The organism is Methylobacterium sp. CCH7-A2, assembly GCF_001557075.1.
Taxonomy (GTDB): domain Bacteria; phylum Pseudomonadota; class Alphaproteobacteria; order Rhizobiales; family Beijerinckiaceae; genus Allobosea; species Allobosea massiliensis.
The window spans coordinates 1-491 of sequence record NZ_LSKN01000284.1; the positions used below are offsets into that span (position 1 = coordinate 1).

Annotated in this window: 1 protein-coding gene; it reads left to right on the forward strand. The window is 67.0% G+C overall.

Annotated features, from left to right (window positions below):
* Positions 1-125 precede the first annotated feature (125 nt).
* Positions 126-482: a hypothetical protein gene (locus AX750_RS21135; protein WP_197432853.1), complete on the forward strand. Its 357-nt coding sequence runs from the start codon at positions 126-128 to the stop codon at positions 480-482.
* Positions 483-491: the final 9 nt, after the last annotated feature.

Below are 491 nucleotides of genomic sequence, written 5' to 3' on the forward strand. Positions count from 1 at the left end.
GTCGATCTCGACCTCCTGGCGCGCGATCACAACGCCACGGTCTCGCATGGCTACGTCTACGGGCGCCTCGCCGTGGTGCGCAGCGATGCGTCGTGAAGGATCCACCGCGCCCCACCAAAGCGACGATGCTGATGGACTATCCCTGGGTCATCGTGCGCTTCCGCTGTCATCATTGCGAACGCTCGCGCGACGCCAGGCTCGCGATCCTCGCCGCGCGCTTCGGGCCCAACACCATGATCCAGGAGCTGCTGCCGATCTTCATGAGACGCTGTCCCTGGAATCCCTACAGCGGACTGCACAAGCCCAGGAAGTATGGGCATCGCTGCGGGGCGTACTGCCCGGACCTGCTGCGGTCCGGCCCGCCCGACCTGCCGCCCGCAATGGGCGGTCTCACCGTGATCGAAGGAGGCAAAGATGAGCGACGACCGGCCGAACGCACCGACACGCCCCTCCGACGTCGGGTCGGGGGCGAAGATGTCTGAGCCCTGGCG